Raw genomic sequence first — 17,647 nt, forward strand, 5'->3', positions numbered from 1 at the left:
TTTTGTACTTTTACACTTTATATAAAAAGAGACAATAATAATCATTGCCTCTTTTACTTATTTGTATAGCTTTAATAGATACTTATTTTTAATATCTTCTGGTTTGAGAGGTGCATCCCATAAGTAGCCTTGACCCATCTCACATCCCATTTCTTGTATAATTTCTAATTGTTCAAGAGTTTCTATACCTTCAGCTATAGTTTGCAAACTCAATGCTTTTGCCATAGATATAATAGCACTTACTATGGCCCTATCTTGAGGATTCTTAGTGATTTCTCTTATAAACGAAATATCTATTTTTAGATGATCAAATAAAAACTTCTTAAGATACCCCAATGAAGAATAACCTGTTCCAAAATCATCTATGGCTATCTTAAATCCATAATTTCTAAGTTCTAAAATAGTTTGTTGTGCCATTTCAACTTCTTGTATCACCATATTTTCCGTAATCTCAAGCACAATAAGGCTTGGTGGAATATTGTATTTTTCTAACATATTAATAATATCATTAGATAGATTAGGATTTTTAAATTGAAGCATTGATAAATTAATCGAAATAGGTACAATACTATATCCTTCATCAATCCATTCTCTTAGTTGTCTACATACTTCTTCAATGACCTGTACACCCACTTGCTCAATGAGTTCTAGTTGCTCAAGTAAATCAATAAACTTACTCGGCATTACTATTTCACCACTTTGTTTTTTTCTCCTTAGTAATGCTTCCATCCCCGTAAGGGTTTCTCTTTCTAAATCAATAAATGGTTGATAGTATACGATAAATTCGTTATTTTTATATGCTTGGTGTATATCACTCTCTTGTAACATCCTCATTTGTACTTCATCTTGTATCTGATCTTCATAAAAAATAACTTTATTTTTCCCTAGACATTCTTTTGCTCTCGCAAGTGCTATTTGTACTTTATTAATGAGCTGTCCTGCTTTTTTTGCATGAGTAGGAAACATACTCACTCCTACTGACATTTCAATATAAATTTCTTTTTCCTCAATTTTAAATGGCTTATGTATATGGTTAAAAATAATATTAATAAATTCAATTACTTCTGCTTGCTCTTCTACATCTTCATAAATTACAGCAAAAATATCTGAATTAAGTTTTGCTATCGCCCCATCCTTATGTAATACTTTGTGTAATCTATCTGCAATTTCCTTCATTAATGCATCACCAGTTGTTAATCCATAGGTATTATTAATATAGCTCATCTTGCTAATATCAAACAAAATAACTGCAAAACTTGCATCTTCTTTCTTTACTTTACTATAAATATGTTCTATGAAAGCTGCTTGATTTGGTAATCCAGTAACTTCATCAATATATTTTAATCGATGTAATTTTTCTTGTAAGCGTTTTGCTCCTGTTATATCTTTTCCTATAGCTATGTATAATACAAGTTCACCATTCCTATCCTTAATACCGGATAATGTTAATGAAAGATAAAATTCTGCTTGCTTTTTATTTTTATTTAGTGTAATGGTCTCAAACTTTCTATTTTGTCCTATAGCAAGAAGAGCACGTTCTTTAAGGGTTGTATTATATGTATTTATATCCCATGGTGCCTTCATAGGATCTTGTAAAATTTCTTCTTTTGAATATCCAGATAAGCGTTCTACGTGTCTATTGATATAGATCATTTTCCCCTGTTTATCATAAATAACCAACCAATCTTCTATTTCATCAATAAGTTCTGCCAAGATTTCATTTATAATGACATCTTGTAAGTTCAATATGTTCTCCACTCACCTGCCTCCTAAGTTGGTCACTAGATATGTTGATTACCCCTTTGTAGTGCAATCACACCTGTTCTTACACTTTCAATAATTTCATAGTCTCTAACTGTATCAATAAATTCATCAATCATATCTTTGCTATTACATATTTCAAATACAACTACTTCAGTATCAATATCTATTACTTTTACGCTATAACGTTCAGTAAGCTCTTTAATTTTACTACATAACTCCGGCTTTAATGCTACCTTAATAATTGCAAGTTCTCTTATAATATCCTTTTTAGCATCTAATACTTTTACCTTTTTAATATCTACTAACTTTTCAACTTGTTGTTGTATTTGATAAATAGAATTTTCATCTTCAGTAACTGAAATAGTAATTCTAGAGATTTGTTTTTCATGAGTTTCTTCTCCAGCAAAGCTATTTAAGTTGAATCCTCTTCTTGTAAAAAGACCTGCTATACGTGCAACTACCCCATAATTATTTTCAACAAGTACTGAGATAATAGTATTTTTCATGTGGTCACTCCCCTTTTTATTTATATGAATTATTATACCATATTCCATATTTTATTTACTATTATTTTTATAATATTCAGCATCCTGTAGATAATCCTTAATAAATATGAAAAAAGGACTGTTACATTAAACAGTCCCTTTTTATTACTTACTTTTTTTAACTTTTTGTTTTTTTAACCTAGAAAGCTTCTCTGGGCTATCCACACTATATATTTTTAGCTTATGCGCTACTCGTTCTTCAACTTGAGCTGCCGGTACTCCAGTTAAGACCTCGATTCCTTCCCTAAAAGAAGTAATAGCATAAATATGGAATTTCCCTTGCTCTACAGCCTTAATTACTTCTTCATCCAAGACCAAATCACCTTTATTTTGATCTGGAATCATAACCCCCTGCTTTCCAGTTAATCCTTTTTGCTTACAGACTCTATAAAAGCCCTCTATTTTGTCATTGATACCACCAACAGGTTGAATTTGTCCATATTGATTAATAGAACCTGTAACTGCTATTCCTTGCCTTAGAGGTACTTCTGATAAGCTTGATAAAATTGCATAAAGTTCTGCACTTGATGCACTGTCTCCGTCTACTCCCCCATAGCTTTGCTCAAAACAAATCTTTCCACATAAACTTAATGGATAGTTTTGTGCAAAGTGATTACCTAAGAAACCTGTAATAATTTGAACACCCTTTGAATGAATACTTCCACTTAACCCTACAGCGCCTTCAATATCAACAACACCACTCTTCCCTCTATAAGTCGTTGCTGTGATTCTAACAGGCCTTCCAAAAGAAAAATCTCCAACTGAATATACAGCTAATCCGTTAATCTGTCCTACTTTTTTCCCCATTACATCAACTAAAAATATATTTTTGGCGTATTTCTCTTCTATATTTTTTTGTAACGTGTCTTTAAAAAGCATCTTCATTCGTCTTGCTTGGATAATATTATCCTTAGTTATAGTCCCTTGTGCAAATACACTTGCTTCTCTTACTAAATCCATTATAGGTTGTAAGTTAGCACTCATTTTTTCTTGGCTTTCCGCTAACCTATGGCTGTACTCCACAAGTTGCAGTATGCCATCACAGCTTACTGGTGGTAAATCTTCTTTATTACACAGAGATTTTATTTGACTAGCTATATTCATAATAGCTACTTCACCACTTGTAATTGTATCTTTAAAATCAATATTAATCTTGAAGAGATCTTTAAAACTTAAATCCATTTCAGTTAATAAATGATAAATCTCATAATCACCTACTAAAATAACTTTAAAATCTACAGGTATAGGCTGAGGAGTTATACCAATAGTATTGGTGTTATTTCCTCCACCCATGCTTTCAATATTTACCTCCCCTGTCTTTAATGTTCTTCTAATAAGGTCAAAAGAACCCGGATAATCTAAAAGGTCTTTTACATAAAGTAATAAATAACCTCCATTTGCCTGATGTAACATCCCTGCTGAAATTTGATTAAAATCTGTATGACTTGTAGTGACTTCAGTATCAATGCGTATTTTTCCTACTAAATGTCCCTGGCTTAAATCTCTTGATGTTATAATCGGCGCACCTTTTAATCCCCCATTATCAACAAGTACATTAATGCTATAATGATTAACTTTTTCACTAACACCACTGTTCCCAAGCCATGGTAAAAGACCTTTAATATCCTGCCCTTCACTATTGCTATTCCCAGCAAAGATGCTCACATCTTCTAAAATATCATTTGCAATATCATCTAGATATTGGCTAACTTCATCATAGCTTCCATAGGTATCTTTAAGGTATTTCATGTAATAGCCTACTTCATTTAATACAATTGTTTCATCTATATCATCCATATATTGACTATATAACTTTTCAATATCTCTTACTTTTTTCAGCACTTCTTCTGAGAACTCAGATAGTTGATCTATAACTTCTTCTATCGTATGTTTGTCTGCATCATCTAATTTTTCATATGCATCCATTGAAAGAGGCTTTCCTTCTAATGTAAGAGGAATAAAACCTAATCCTTCTTCTGCCATTTTTACTTGAAATCCCATGTCTTTCGCATATGTTTTTAATTCAGCTAAAGCCTCTTCTTTTTTTTCATCTAGTTCAGTTATTAATTTTTGTCTTTTCTTTTCTGCCTCAAGAGTATCAAGTCTATCTTTTAATTCATTTATTAAAAACTGTTTAAATTCTTTCATATCATTTTTAAAGCGTATACCATCCCCTGGCTGCATCCATATAACTTTAGGTGTGGAAGGGTTTTCAAAATTATATATATAACACATATCTGGGGGAACATTTCGTTTGGTTGCCTTATCCTTAAGCCTTCCAAGTACGTAGTCAAAAATAGTTTTCTGATCTGATCCTGATATATACATGTTATAACCTTTTGCACCTAACTGTAAGCCAAATTCAAGTGTTGCCAGAGCATTTTCTTGATCGATTATGCTTTCATCCGCTTTAATTTCATCTGTTGTACTAAAGGTAATGCCTGTATTTGTATATGGGATTTTGAGTTCTTCCCATTTAAGCTCTAAGTTGTTCTTCATAGTGACCCCCCCATAATTACACTATATTCAAGAAGGCTTATATGCTTTACAATTTTCGTCGATTTCTGACATATTTTCACAGATTAAATTGATATTAACAAATTTTTTCAAACTTAATATTTATAATTTTAATATAAACCATTACTAAACTTATTCATTTTTTGAAATTATGATTTTTAATTTTTTTATATTATCAAATAATAGTTTTTTATCTTTTCTTCTAATATATAAGTACGTTATATTCTAAAACAAACAAAGCCTTTTCTTTTTTTGTTTAGTATTTAAAAACTTTTAATCATCTATTAGTTGTCCATTTTAATAACACTATTACTAAACCTAATATATAGCTATATAAATTTTCTATTGCATTCTTATTCCATCTATGAATATAATATCAATGTTAAAAATTTATGATTATTTTCTAGGAGGTCTATTCGCACATGGAACATTTAGACGTACCAAAACTGAAGTTACATGGTTTTAATAACCTTACAAAAACTTTAAGTTTTAACATGTATGATATCTGCTATACCAAAACCCCTAAGGATCGAGAAGCTTATATTGATTATATAGATGAACAATATAACGCGGATAGACTTACACAAATACTGACTACTGTTACTCAAATTATTGGGGCTAACATTCTTAATATCTCAAAGCAAGACTATGAACCTCAAGGTGCCAGTGTAACTATTTTAATTTCAGAGAATCCATTACCTCAACCTAGTGTTGATCAACAATGTGCTTCACCAGGACCAATTCCTGAGATTATTGCAGCCCACCTTGATAAAAGCCATATTACTGTACATACATATCCTGAATATCATCCTACAGATGGTATTAGTACTTTTAGAGCTGACATTGACGTTTCAACATGCGGAGAAATTTCACCGTTAAAAGCGCTTAACTATCTTATTCACTCTTTTGATGCTGATATGATGACACTTGATTATAAAGTTCGTGGTTTCACACGTGATATTACAGGTAATAAACTCTTTATCGATCATCCAATAGATTCTATCCAAAACTTTATTCCTGAACACATTAAACATCTTTATCATATGATTGATGTAAATGTTTATCAAGAAAATATCTTCCATACAAAATGCAAGTTAAAAAACTTTGATCTTAACAATTATCTATTTGGATATACAAAAGATGAGTTACACCCTGGTACAGCACAATCTATTGCAAAAAAAGTCCGTCATGAGATGGACGAAATTTTCTATGGCACTAATGTAACAGAAGCCATGTTTACAATAGATGATTATTAATAACATGAAGGAGATAACTATGATTGATTTATGGTATACAGAGAATCATCAAGAAGATACTAGATTCTCAATTAAAGTAAAAGAGCATCTGCATTCTGAAAAAAGTCCTTTTCAACAAATTGACTTCTTTGAAAGTGATACCTTTGGTCGTTTCTTTACTCTAGACGGATTAATGATGGTAACCCAAAAAGATGAATTTATTTATCATGATATGATTACTCACATTCCTATGGCGGTTAATCCTAGTATAAAAAGGGTTCTCATTATCGGTGGTGGAGATGGTGGTACTGCACGTGAAATTCTCCGCTATAATCATATTGAAAAAGTAGATATGGTCGAAATTGATGAGCGTGTTGTTCGTCTATGTCAGCAGTATCTTCCTCAGACTGCTTGTCAGTTAGATCAAGACCCTCGTCTTACTCTTTATTTTGAAGATGGTCTTAAATTCGTTCAAGAAGCGAATGATGAAATTTACGACCTCATCTTAGTAGATTCAACTGATCCCATCGGACCTGGCGAAGGCCTCTTTACTTATGATTTTTATAACAACTGTAAACGTGTACTTAGTGATGCTGGTATTTTAATTAATCAACATGAAAGTCCTTATTATGAATCTTACGCTCATGAAATGAAACGTGCACACTCTAAAATCAAAGCTACATTCCCTATCGCAAAGGTTTATCAATTCCATATGCCTACATATCCTTCCGGTCATTGGTTATTTGGCTTTGCATCTAAAAAGTATGACCCATTAGCAGATCTTCAAAAAGAAGCCTGGATGAATTTTGGACTTCGTACACGTTATTATAATACAGATTTACATATGGGCGCTTTTATGCTCCCAACCTACGTAAAGGAGAGTCTAGAAAATGCATAATGTAAGTACTACACAACAATTCATTGGTTTTGATGCCTCTTATGAGTCTTCACAGATAGTCTTAGTAGGTGCTCCCTTTGATGGAACAACTAGTTTTAGGCCAGGTACTCGATTTGCCCCTAGCGTTATTCGTCCTGATTCTTATGGGCTTGAAACCTATTCTCCTTATTTAGATTTAGATCTTGAAGATTATAGTCTTTGTGACATCGGAGATATCGAACTGCCATTTGGTAATACCAAAAACGCACTTAAAGAAATTCAAACCACTATCACACAAATTGTTAATGATAATAAAAAGCCATTAATGATTGGTGGAGAGCACTTGGTTTCACTCCCTGCTCTTCAATCACTTTACGAAAAACATCCTGACTTATGTATCATCCACTTAGATGCACATACTGATTTACGTGATGATTATATGGGCGAAAAACTATCACATGCTTCTGTTATTAGACGCGCTTGGGATTTCTTAGGTGATCATCGCATTTATCAATTTGGCATACGCTCTGGTACTAAAGAAGAGTTCAATTGGGCAAAAGAACATACTTATCTTAATCCCTTTAATTTAGAGACCTTTGAAGATATCACTATTAAGTTAAAGGATCGTCCTGTCTACTTAACAATAGATTTAGATGTTTTAGATCCTTCAATTTTCCCTGGCACCGGCACCCCTGAACCAGGTGGCATCTGCTTTAATACATTAATATCCGCTCTTAAATCATTAACATGTCTTAACCATCTCGTTGGAGCTGATATTGTAGAATTGTCTCCTCACTATGACCCATCTGGCGTATCTACTGCCGTATGTTGTAAAGTAGTCCGAGAAGTTGCACTACTTCTTGCTCATAAATAATTAAACGTTATTAATATAAAAAGAAGCTCATGTATATAAAATACATGAGCTTCTTTTTATATTAGCTATTAAAGTAATTCTGTCATTAATTCCATACTTGTTTTTGGTGATAAGTATGAAAGTGGTACATCAAATACTGATTTTGCACCTTTCATACCTTCTTTATTCATTCTTACAGCTGCTCTAGCATATGCTACTAAAACATTTGCTGTGAATTGTGGATTACTATCTAGTTTAAGTGAGAATTCAATAATTTGTTTACTTTCTTCTTCAAATCCTGTAGCACCACTTCTAAATACAAATCCACCATGTGGCATTTTTGCATGATCTCTTCTTAATTCTTCTTCACTGATAAAGTTTACAATTGTATTGTAATCTGAGAAGTAGTTTGGCATTGTTTTGATTGTATTTTCAATCTCAGCTAAATCTGCTCCATCTTCTGCAACTACAAAACATTCACGAAGATGTTTATCTCTTGTTGCAAGTTCTGGATTTTCACCATTTCTTACACTTTCCACTGCTTCATTCATTGGAATAGTATATTGGATACCATTTTTAACGCCTTTAACACGTCTGATCGCATCTGAATGTCCTTGACTTACACCTTTACCCCAGAAAGTATAATCTTCTCCTACTGGTAAGATTGCTCCTGACATCATACGAATCATTGAGAATAAACCTGGATCCCAACCTACAGAAATAACACTTGTTGTATTAGCTTCAGTTGCCACTTCATTTACGTTTGTAAAGTATTCTGGAATACGCGCATGTGTATCAAAACTATCAATAGTATTAAAGTGACGTGCGATTTCTGGCCCTTGTACTGGTAAATCAGTAGCAGATCCTCCACATAAAATCATAACATCAATTTTACCTTTATAACTTTCTAAAGCATCCATATGCTCAACTTTTGCTGTAGCATTATGAATTTGAAGTGTTTCTGGCGCTCTTCTTGTAAAAACAGCTACAAGTTCCATATCTGGATTTTGATTTAATGCTGCCTCTACACCACGTCCAATATTACCGTAACCTACTATTCCTACTTTAATTGTACTCATATTTATTGCCCTCCTCGTAGTATATTAAATTATTTTATTTCAATATAGTTTCACTATTAGTAGTCTTAAAAAGAACTACTAATAGTATAATGCCTTATGCCTTTTATTGTCAACATACTTTATCACTTTGTTAGATATATACTATTATTTTGTAATTAGTCTAAATATTTATTTACTTTTTGTACAATTTTCTATATGATTATATTAACACTTATTTGATATAATCTGGAGGTTAATCATGGATATTAAAATTCTGTCTCCCGGTGAAAAGCTCAAAGTATTACGTCAGCAATATAAAATTAAACAATCCGAATTATGTGGAACATACATTACAAGAAATATGCTTAGTATGATTGAAACAAATAAAACTGCTCTTAATCCCTCTACTGCCCAAGTATTATTTGAAAATATGAGGGAGCTTTGTAAAGCTAAAGGATTACCATTCAATACCACTCTAGAATATTTACTAGAATCTCCTACTATACAGGCACAATCTATCGCATCAACTTTTATTTCTAATCTTATATCACATCCTGAGTTAATTAAAACTTTTTTACATAATAACGATTTCTTTCAAATGTCTCTCCTATTAGAAAAATATAATCTTAATCAAGAACGTACAATTCTTTTTGAAATTGCAGGTACTTTTTTTGAATCACAACACCTTTATAGAGAGGCTTTAACTTATTTTCTAGTTAGCTTAGAATGTATTAACCAAAAAGATGCGGATCCTAAATACATCGATATAACTTATCATCTTATGCATTGTCACTATTATTTAAATCAGTTTAAAGACGTTCTGGATTACTCATATCTCTTCTTACATTATCAGCCTCATTGTTCCTCCTGTTATACTGAACAAGTTTATAACTATACTATTCATTCTTATTATAAACTCCTTAAATATGCAGAAGCCTTAGATTTAATAAGCATCTATCGGGAGCATTTTACTTTAACAACAGAATTAAAATTTATAAAAGCGCATTGCCTTCGTAAGCTTAACAGACCTAAAGAAGCTATTTCCTTGTATGATTCTTTATTAAAACAGCATGATTTAGCCCTAGAAGAAGAAATCAAGATTAATCTACATCTTATACATACTCATTTAGAATGTTCAAACCTCTTACAAGCTAATAAGCTTTTTGAGAAAGTCTTACCACTTATTCATATTTACAAAAAAGTTAGCTATGGAGATGATTTGATTGAAATCTATGGCTATCTTGCTAGTATTTATGCCACCCAGAAAGAATTTGATATTGCACTTAAATATACCTGCCTTGCTCTAAATCAAATATTATTAAAACTTGATTCCTCAAGAATAAATACTATTTTAGATGAGACATTGACCTATATCTCTTCTTGTTCTATCAGCTCACAAGCTGAATTTATAAAGTTATATGGCAAGATACTATGTTCTCCATTAATCGTAGATGCTTCTTATACACTTAATATACTTATACTAAGCTATTATTCTGATACACCTAACCTTATGCCTTATATTGTTTCTTCCATTGAAGCAAACAATACCTTAAATAAAAAAAAGATACCCACATATTAATATGCGGGTATCTTTTTTATTAAGATTATTCATTAATTGGTTTCATTGTTGGGAATAAGAGTACGTCTCTAATTGAGTAAGAATCAGTAAGGAGCATTACTAAACGGTCAATACCAATACCTAAACCACCAGTTGGAGGCATACCATATTCAAGTGCTGTAAGGAAATCTTCATCCATTTCAGTTGCTTCATCATCACCAGCTGCACGAAGTTCTTCTTGGTGCATGAAACGTCCTCTTTGGTCAATTGGATCGTTAAGTTCTGAGAAAGCATTTGCATGCTCACGTCCTACGATGAATAACTCAAATCTTTCTGTGTATTCAGGATCTGTAGGTTTACGTTTTGAAAGTGGAGAAATTTCTACAGGATGTTCTGTAATAAATGTTGGTTGGATAAGGTGTTCTTCTACATAATGTTCGAAGAATAAGTTAAGGATATCACCTTTACCATGATGTGCTTCAAATGCAATATGATGTTCTTTAGCAACTTTACGTGCTTCTTCTACATCCGCAATTGCTCTAAAGTCAACATTAGCATATTGTTTAACTGCATCTACCATTGATAAACGAGCAAATGGTTTTTCAAGGTCAATTGTAACGCCATTATATTCTACAACAGCTGTACCATTTACAGCTCTTGATACGTGACGAATAAGTTCTTCTGTAAGGTTCATAATATCTTCGTAATCTGCGTATGCTTGGTAAAGTTCGAGAAGTGTGAACTCTGGATTATGTCTTACAGACATACCTTCGTTACGGAATACACGACCAATTTCATATACTCTATCAAATCCACCAACGATAAGACGTTTTAAGTGAAGTTCAAGAGCAATACGCATGTACATATCAATATCTAATGCATTGTGGTGTGTAATAAATGGTCTAGCCGCAGCACCACCTGCAATTGAGTGAAGTACTGGTGTTTCAACTTCTAAGAAGCTTTTTTGATCAAGGAAGCTACGAATTTCACGGATAATCATAGAACGTTTAACAAATGCATCTTTTACTTCTGGATTTACAATAAGGTCTAAGTAACGTTGTCTATAACGTACTTCTGTATCTTTTAATCCATGATATTTCTCTGGAAGAATTTGAAGACTCTTTGCTAAAAGCGTAACTTTATGTGCACGTACAGAAATCTCACCTTTTTGTGTTCTAAATACAAGTCCAGTAATCCCTACAAGGTCACCGATATCATATTTTTTGAATTCTGCATAATCTTCTTCACCAAGTTCATCCTTTCTAACATAAGATTGGATTCTACCTTGTTGATCTTGAATATGAATAAATGACGCTTTACCCATATCTCTTTTTGCCATAATACGTCCAGCAATTGTTACATCTTTGCCTTCCATTTCATCAAAGTTATTGATAACATCTTGACTATGTGCATCAACATCAAACTTTGTAATATGGAATGGATCTTTACCTTTTTCTTGTAAATCTTTTAACTTATCATGACGTACTTTAATAAGCTCATTTACATTTATACTTTGTTCTACTACATTTTGTTCTACTACATTTTGTTCTACTTCTGACAAAATTTTTCCTCCTCCGTGCTTCAACTTAATCTTTAGTTAGTTGATATAGCTAAAATTGTATAACGATCTGTTCCAAATTCTGTTTCCACAACGATTTCATCTCCAACTTGGCGCCCAATAAGAGCTGCACCTACTGGTGATTCGTTTGAAATTTTACCATTTATAGGATCTGCTTCTGTAGAACCTACAATAAGGTATTCTACTTCTTCTTCAAATGTATGGTCTTGTAATTTTACTTTATGTCCTGGCTTAACTTTATCAGCCGTTTCTTCATCATCAGCGTCAATAACAACAACGTTTTTGAGCATTTTTTCAATTTCAACAATACGAGATTCAATCTCAGCTTGTCTATCTTTTGCTGCGTCATACTCAGCATTTTCAGATAAATCACCTTGTGCTCTCGCTTCTTTTAAGTCAATAGCGACTTTATTACGTTCAACTGTCTTGAGTTCTTCAAGTTCTTTTTCTAAGGCTTTAATCCCCTCATATGTGAGTAATATTTGTTTCTCTGCCATTTTAAAATACTCCCTTTCTAAAGCGCATTCAACTATTAATTTTAAAATTATAACCCACTCTAAGCTAGATGTCAACTTATGCGCCTAGTGTAGACATCTCGAATGCTTAGGTTTAGCTGTTTAAATTCTTTTCTTAAAGAGCGTCCTGTTATGCCTTGAACTGCTAATATCATTTGCAATTCAAAAAGCTTAATTAACCGACCCTCCCATACTATATCAAAATCATACCATATTCTAGGCAGCGCCCCTCCAATTTGATCCATATACCTTACTACTTTATTCTTATAATCTATATAGATAGCGTTGGGACTGCACCATGTTGCGTAGATGCCTCTATCTTTTAAATCAAATACAATATCCATCTTACTTAGTATCACCTTTTCAGGTTTAACAACCCTTACCTTTAATCGTTTCTTTTGATGTAAAGCAATAACAATATCCTTATAGATTAAAGGTTGTGGTGCAAACAAAGTTAAGTCTGTAATATCATCCATTATATTCCCTATGAGATCAATAGTTTCTTCTAATTCACCGGCAATGATTCCTACCTTATTATTAAATATATCTTTTGGAACGAGTTTATACTTTTCTATATACTTCAATATATAGTATGAAGTTAAAGGCAAAATTTCTTGTCCACTTATAATATGGATCTCCTCAAATAGTTGATTTTGTTTACCTCCATTTTGTATATATGCATATTCCACATTTTTCAACAAAAGTTGATTTTCAAGGTATTGCCAATTTTTCTGTGTTAACTTCTGATATGGTGCATAGATTGTTACATTATAACTTTCTATTTGTTCATACCATGTAGATTCAATAGTCATTCTTGGATGCTTTCCTTTAAAAGACCTATCTTTAGATAATATTATATTATTCTCTATAAAATATATACATGCAAATTTACTCATCTATTTTCCCCCTAGAAAACATCTATTCATATGTATTCTATGAGAGCATGTACAAGAACATTCTTAGCGCTTTTTAAGTTCTTCGTTCATTTCATTTAATAAATGCTTAATGTCATCTAAAGACTCTACTTGTGTTAATCTTCTTCTAAATTCAGTAGCCCCATGAAGTCCTTTTACATATGCCGTAAGGTGGGTTCTCATTTCACGAATTCCAATAAAATCCCCTTTATGTGCTGTTAACATTTCAGCATGTTTTAAAATAATAGGAATACGTTCTTCTAAAGTAGGTTCTGGAAGTAGCTCTCCTGTTTCTAAGTAATGTACTGTACGTTTAAAAATCCAAGGATTTCCTTGCGCTGCACGTGCTATTAATACTGCATCACATCCCGTTTCATCCATCATACGCTTTGCATCTTCTGGAGTACGTATATCTCCATTACCTACAAGAGGAATATTAATAGCATCTTTTACTTCTTTAATAATATCCCAATCAGCTACACCACTATAAAACTGTTCCCTTGTACGTCCATGTAAGGTTAAAACGCTTGCACCCGCTTGCTCTATAATCTTTGCTACTTGGACCGCATTAATAGATTCATCATCAAAACCTTTTCTTATTTTTACAGTAAGGGGTTTATCTATTGCATTTGCAACAGCATAAACAATCTCACCAATAAGCTCTGGTCTTTTTAAAAGCGCTGACCCTTCTCCATTTTTAGTAATCTTAGGTGCTGGACATCCCATATTAATATCAATAAAGTCTACATCACTTTCACAAACAACCTTCGCCATATCGCTTAATATCTTAGGATCGCTTCCAAAGAGTTGAGCTCCCACTGGATGCTCTTCTTTTTCTACACTTAAAAGTAACTTAGATCTATCGCTATCATAAAATAAACCTTTCGCACTTACCATTTCAGTATAGACCATTCCCGCACCAAATTCTTTACATATGAGCCTAAAAGGCAAATCTGTAATACCCGCCATCGGTGCTAAAAACACGTTATTCGGTGTTACTACATTTTTAAATTTCACTTAAAATCATCCTATCTATTCTTTTTGTAAATTATATTAAGTCCTTTTAATGTCAATAAACCATCATAATAATCAATAGCATCAGTGCCATCTTGAATAATTCTTGCATAGCCACCTGTTGCAATGACTTTTATATCTGGATCATTTAATTCTTTTTTTATTTGTTTCACTATATATTCAACTTGTCCGATATAACCATATACCAAGCCTGTCTGCATACTTGTTATTGTATTCTTTGCATCTAATATACTCTTTGTCTTCTTTATTTCTATAGGCGGAAGCTGTGCTGCTCTATGCCACATAGCATCTGCACAAATACGTATTCCTGGAGATGTAATTGCCGCTATAAGCTCTCCCTTTTCATTAACTACATCATAGGTTGTAGCTGTTCCAAAATCAATAGCTATACATGGACCACCTATTTTTTCATATGCTGCTACACAATTAGCAATACGATCTGCACCCATTTCCCTAGGATTATCCGTACGAATAGCAATACCCGTTTTTAATCCTGGTCCTACTATCATAGGTTTTAGGTTAAAATAACGTTTAATACTATTAGTTAAAGAATACATGATATCTGGCACAACTGAAGCAATGATAACATCTTTTATCTCATTTACTTGAATACCTTTTTGCTGTAGCATCCCTGTAATCGTTACACCAAATTCATCTGACGTTCTAGGCATTTGCGTAGTAAGTCGAAAGCTTGTAATCAGCTTATCATTTTTCATTATACCAAGTACAATATTAGTATTCCCTACGTCCATCGCTAAAATCATAGATTCCCTCCTAATTTAATAAAGCCTGTGCAAAAGTTCTTCCTTCTAAACCATATTTTTCTTCAATTATATCTAATAAATCTTCAGTTGTTTTGCCTTGACTTTGCATCAATACAATTTCTTTTACGATTTGTCCTTGTTCACTGCGGTAAACCATATACCAAAGTTGTAATGATTTAAGAAGCTCTGCTTTATCTTTTTGAAGTCTTTTTATCTCTAACGCTGCACCTATCTCATCTACAAAGATTTCTTCATCTGCCGTTTGGTCTATAAAGATCTGGCCGTCTTCATTAAACCCTACTGAAATAATAGCATTTACTTTTTCTGCAATAGCTGCAATAGCTTCTGCTAACTCTTCTTTAATTTCAGTTGGAATATCATTAAACTTTGGTTCGAAATAATATTTATGATTATAAGGTGATACACTAATTACAATTTGTTTTTCCATCTTAAACTCCTTCTATATATAGCCATAAAGTCCTCTAACAGAGACTTCACCTGCTAAAATTGTTTCTTCTATTCCATTTTGCTTTTGTACAATCAATCTACCTTCTACATCAATATCTTTTACTGTTGCTCTATAGCTTTCAGTACTACTAACAATATTAACTTCTCTATTCATATTAATACACTTATCTTTATATTGCTCAATAATATTGTGTAGTGATAGTTGTTTCTTATATTGTATATAATAACCTTCTAATTGTTCAAGTAAACAACTTATAATAGGCTCTCTCATGTAAACTTCTTTACCTTCTAAATATAATGAAGTTGCATAAGGTAAGTCATCAGGAAATTTTTTACTATTTACATTAATTCCTATTCCTATAATAACAGCTGTGTCTTTCCCTGTGTTTACTAACTCACATAGTATACCACATACTTTTTTATTATTGACCACAATATCATTAGGCCATTTAATCATTGCCTCAAGGCCTGTCGTTTTCCTTATCGCTTCACAGGTAGCTAGTCCTGCTAATAAAGTTATTTGAGGTATTTTTTCTATTCCTATTTGTGGTTTAACTAAGATGCTCATCCAAATACCTGTTTCTTTAGGTGAATCCCATATGCGTCCTAAGCGACCTTTACCTTGTAATTGTTCTTCTGCAATAACTATACTTCCCTCCATTGCTCCTTCTTTTGCCCATGCTTTCAATCTTGTATTTGTAGAATCTATTTCTTCATAGTAAGCAATTTCTTTTCCTAAACATAATGTATTACTTTGTTTAATCCAATTAAGCTCCATCTAGTTCCCCCCAGATATACATTTTCTACGGTATATTATAACATACTATTTACTGATAGACAGACCTCTTAAATGAGGTCACACTCTTAAACTTTATCTTTTTTATTCTATACGAACCACAACCAAACTCATGTACATCAATAAAAAAAGCTTAGGGTATCTGAAGTGCCCCCTGTCAAGTAGACAGGTGAAATAATAAAAACTATTTTATCTCCAACCTTATAAGTAGGGTTGGAGTTTTTTTACGCTGTTTTATAATTCAAATACTCTCTGTATTCAAGTGGAGTCATACATTTAAGACGTTTTTGGTATCTTCCACTATTGTAATAATCTATATAATCAATGACTGCTTGTTCCAGCTCATTGTAGGTATTAAAACTCTTCAAGTAATACATTTCTGATTTTAGCATTCCCCAAAAAGCCTCCATCGGTCCGTTATCTATACACCTTGATACCCTAGACATACTCTGTGTCATTCCTGCAGAATCCAGTTTTTTCTTAAACGTTTTTGATGTATACTGAAATCCTCTATCACTATGAAAAATAGGTTCAACATTTGGGTGTTGTTCATAAGCTAGATCAAATGTTTCAAATACAAGCATATTATTATTGGAGTGTCCAATTACAAAAGAAACAATACTTTTATCTGCAAGGTCTAGAATAGCACTTAAGTAAGCTTTTCTGCCCACTCCATATTTCATCTCTGTCACATCTGTAAGCCATTTTTCACCAAAGTTAGTCGCTGTAAATTCTCGATTTAGTATGTTAGTAGCTGTGATTTGTGGCGTAGATTTTATATAGTTCTTTTTCTTCTTTCTGCAAACAGACTTAAGATCTAACAAATTCATAAGTCTATAAATACGTTTTTGGTTTACATGAAAGTCATTTTCTCGGTTCAGTTTTATTGTCATCTGCCTATACCCAAGGATGCCTCCTCTTTCTTCATATGCATCTTTAATTAATGGAAGAAGTGTTTGATTAAATTTTTCATTTTCACTCTGTCCACGGTTCAACCACTTGTAATAAGAAGATCTTGGAATACCCGCAAGCTTACACAATCCACAAATGCTACATTCTTTTTCAGTATGTACTTCTCTTATAGCTATATAAGTAGATTCATTTTGAACCTGACTTAAAATCGCCTCCTTTCTATTTCGTCTAGCTTTTTTAGAAATGCCATCTCCAAT

16 protein-coding genes are annotated in these 17,647 nt (G+C 32.5%); 4 read left to right on the forward strand and 12 right to left on the reverse strand.

The window, feature by feature from the left end; translation table 11 throughout:
* Positions 1-57 precede the first annotated feature (57 nt).
* The 3 genes from PBV87_RS22415 to PBV87_RS22425 all read right to left on the reverse strand — a co-directional run bounded on the left by PBV87_RS22415 (position 58) and on the right by PBV87_RS22425 (position 4,808).
* Positions 58-1,758: a sensor domain-containing protein gene (locus tag PBV87_RS22415; protein WP_271013806.1), complete on the reverse strand. Its 1,701-nt coding sequence runs from the start codon at positions 1,756-1,758 to the stop codon at positions 58-60.
* A gap of 23 nt (positions 1,759-1,781) precedes the next feature.
* Positions 1,782-2,270 (reverse strand): acetolactate synthase small subunit, encoded by a 489-nt coding sequence (gene ilvN / locus PBV87_RS22420; RefSeq protein WP_053982718.1) that lies wholly within the window; start codon positions 2,268-2,270, stop codon positions 1,782-1,784.
* A gap of 144 nt (positions 2,271-2,414) precedes the next feature.
* Complete coding sequence (locus tag PBV87_RS22425) at positions 2,415-4,808, reverse strand: Lon protease family protein (RefSeq protein WP_271013807.1); 2,394 nt, start codon at positions 4,806-4,808, stop codon at positions 2,415-2,417.
* A 440-nt stretch (positions 4,809-5,248) separates the two neighbouring features.
* Here PBV87_RS22425 and speD point away from each other — a divergent pair, with 440 nt between their 5' ends.
* The 3 genes from speD to speB are packed head-to-tail and all read left to right on the forward strand — an operon-like array spanning position 5,249 to position 7,812.
* Positions 5,249-6,082 (forward strand): adenosylmethionine decarboxylase, encoded by an 834-nt coding sequence (gene speD, locus PBV87_RS22430; RefSeq protein ID WP_271013808.1) that lies wholly within the window; start codon positions 5,249-5,251, stop codon positions 6,080-6,082.
* Positions 6,083-6,104: 22 nt separating this feature from the next.
* Positions 6,105-6,959, forward strand: a complete 855-nt coding sequence (gene speE / locus PBV87_RS22435) for a polyamine aminopropyltransferase (RefSeq protein ID WP_334305097.1) — start codon at positions 6,105-6,107, stop codon at positions 6,957-6,959.
* On the forward strand, positions 6,952-7,812 hold the full coding sequence (gene speB, locus PBV87_RS22440) for an agmatinase (protein ID WP_053982722.1): 861 nt from the start codon (positions 6,952-6,954) through the stop codon (positions 7,810-7,812). The genes speE and speB overlap by 8 nt, the downstream gene beginning before the upstream one ends.
* A gap of 68 nt (positions 7,813-7,880) precedes the next feature.
* Here the strand turns inward: speB and PBV87_RS22445 are convergent, their stop codons facing one another.
* Positions 7,881-8,870 (reverse strand): diaminopimelate dehydrogenase, encoded by a 990-nt coding sequence (locus tag PBV87_RS22445; RefSeq protein ID WP_053982723.1) that lies wholly within the window; start codon positions 8,868-8,870, stop codon positions 7,881-7,883.
* Between the two features lie 238 nt (positions 8,871-9,108).
* On the opposite strand from PBV87_RS22445, the gene PBV87_RS22450 reads away from it, so the two are divergent.
* On the forward strand, positions 9,109-10,428 hold the full coding sequence (locus PBV87_RS22450; protein WP_271013810.1) for a helix-turn-helix domain-containing protein: 1,320 nt from the start codon (positions 9,109-9,111) through the stop codon (positions 10,426-10,428).
* 25 nt (positions 10,429-10,453) lie between these two features.
* On the opposite strand, the gene lysS is transcribed toward PBV87_RS22450, so the two are convergent.
* The 8 genes from lysS to PBV87_RS22490 form a co-directional block, all read right to left on the reverse strand.
* Entirely contained in the window at positions 10,454-11,968 is a 1,515-nt protein-coding gene (gene lysS, locus PBV87_RS22455) for a lysine--tRNA ligase (RefSeq protein ID WP_271013811.1), read from the reverse strand.
* Between the two features lie 32 nt (positions 11,969-12,000).
* Positions 12,001-12,483, reverse strand: coding sequence for a transcription elongation factor GreA (greA, locus tag PBV87_RS22460; protein ID WP_271013812.1), 483 nt, complete (start codon positions 12,481-12,483; stop codon positions 12,001-12,003).
* 71 nt (positions 12,484-12,554) lie between these two features.
* Positions 12,555-13,397, reverse strand: a complete 843-nt coding sequence (locus PBV87_RS22465; protein ID WP_053982736.1) for a hypothetical protein — start codon at positions 13,395-13,397, stop codon at positions 12,555-12,557.
* Positions 13,398-13,460: 63 nt separating this feature from the next.
* Positions 13,461-14,432: a tRNA dihydrouridine synthase DusB gene (dusB, locus tag PBV87_RS22470; protein WP_271013813.1), complete on the reverse strand. Its 972-nt coding sequence runs from the start codon at positions 14,430-14,432 to the stop codon at positions 13,461-13,463.
* A gap of 11 nt (positions 14,433-14,443) precedes the next feature.
* Positions 14,444-15,214, reverse strand: a complete 771-nt coding sequence (locus PBV87_RS22475) for a type III pantothenate kinase (protein WP_271013814.1) — start codon at positions 15,212-15,214, stop codon at positions 14,444-14,446.
* Between the two features lie 10 nt (positions 15,215-15,224).
* Entirely contained in the window at positions 15,225-15,662 is a 438-nt protein-coding gene (locus tag PBV87_RS22480; RefSeq protein ID WP_271013815.1) for a DUF6145 family protein, read from the reverse strand.
* A gap of 12 nt (positions 15,663-15,674) precedes the next feature.
* Positions 15,675-16,460 (reverse strand): biotin--[acetyl-CoA-carboxylase] ligase, encoded by a 786-nt coding sequence (locus PBV87_RS22485; protein ID WP_053982740.1) that lies wholly within the window; start codon positions 16,458-16,460, stop codon positions 15,675-15,677.
* A gap of 242 nt (positions 16,461-16,702) precedes the next feature.
* Positions 16,703-17,647 (reverse strand): IS3 family transposase (locus PBV87_RS22490; protein ID WP_271013816.1); only part of this gene is annotated, 945 nt, incomplete at its 5' end.

This window comes from Holtiella tumoricola, from assembly GCF_027857615.1.
GTDB lineage: Bacteria > Bacillota > Clostridia > Lachnospirales > Cellulosilyticaceae > Holtiella > Holtiella tumoricola.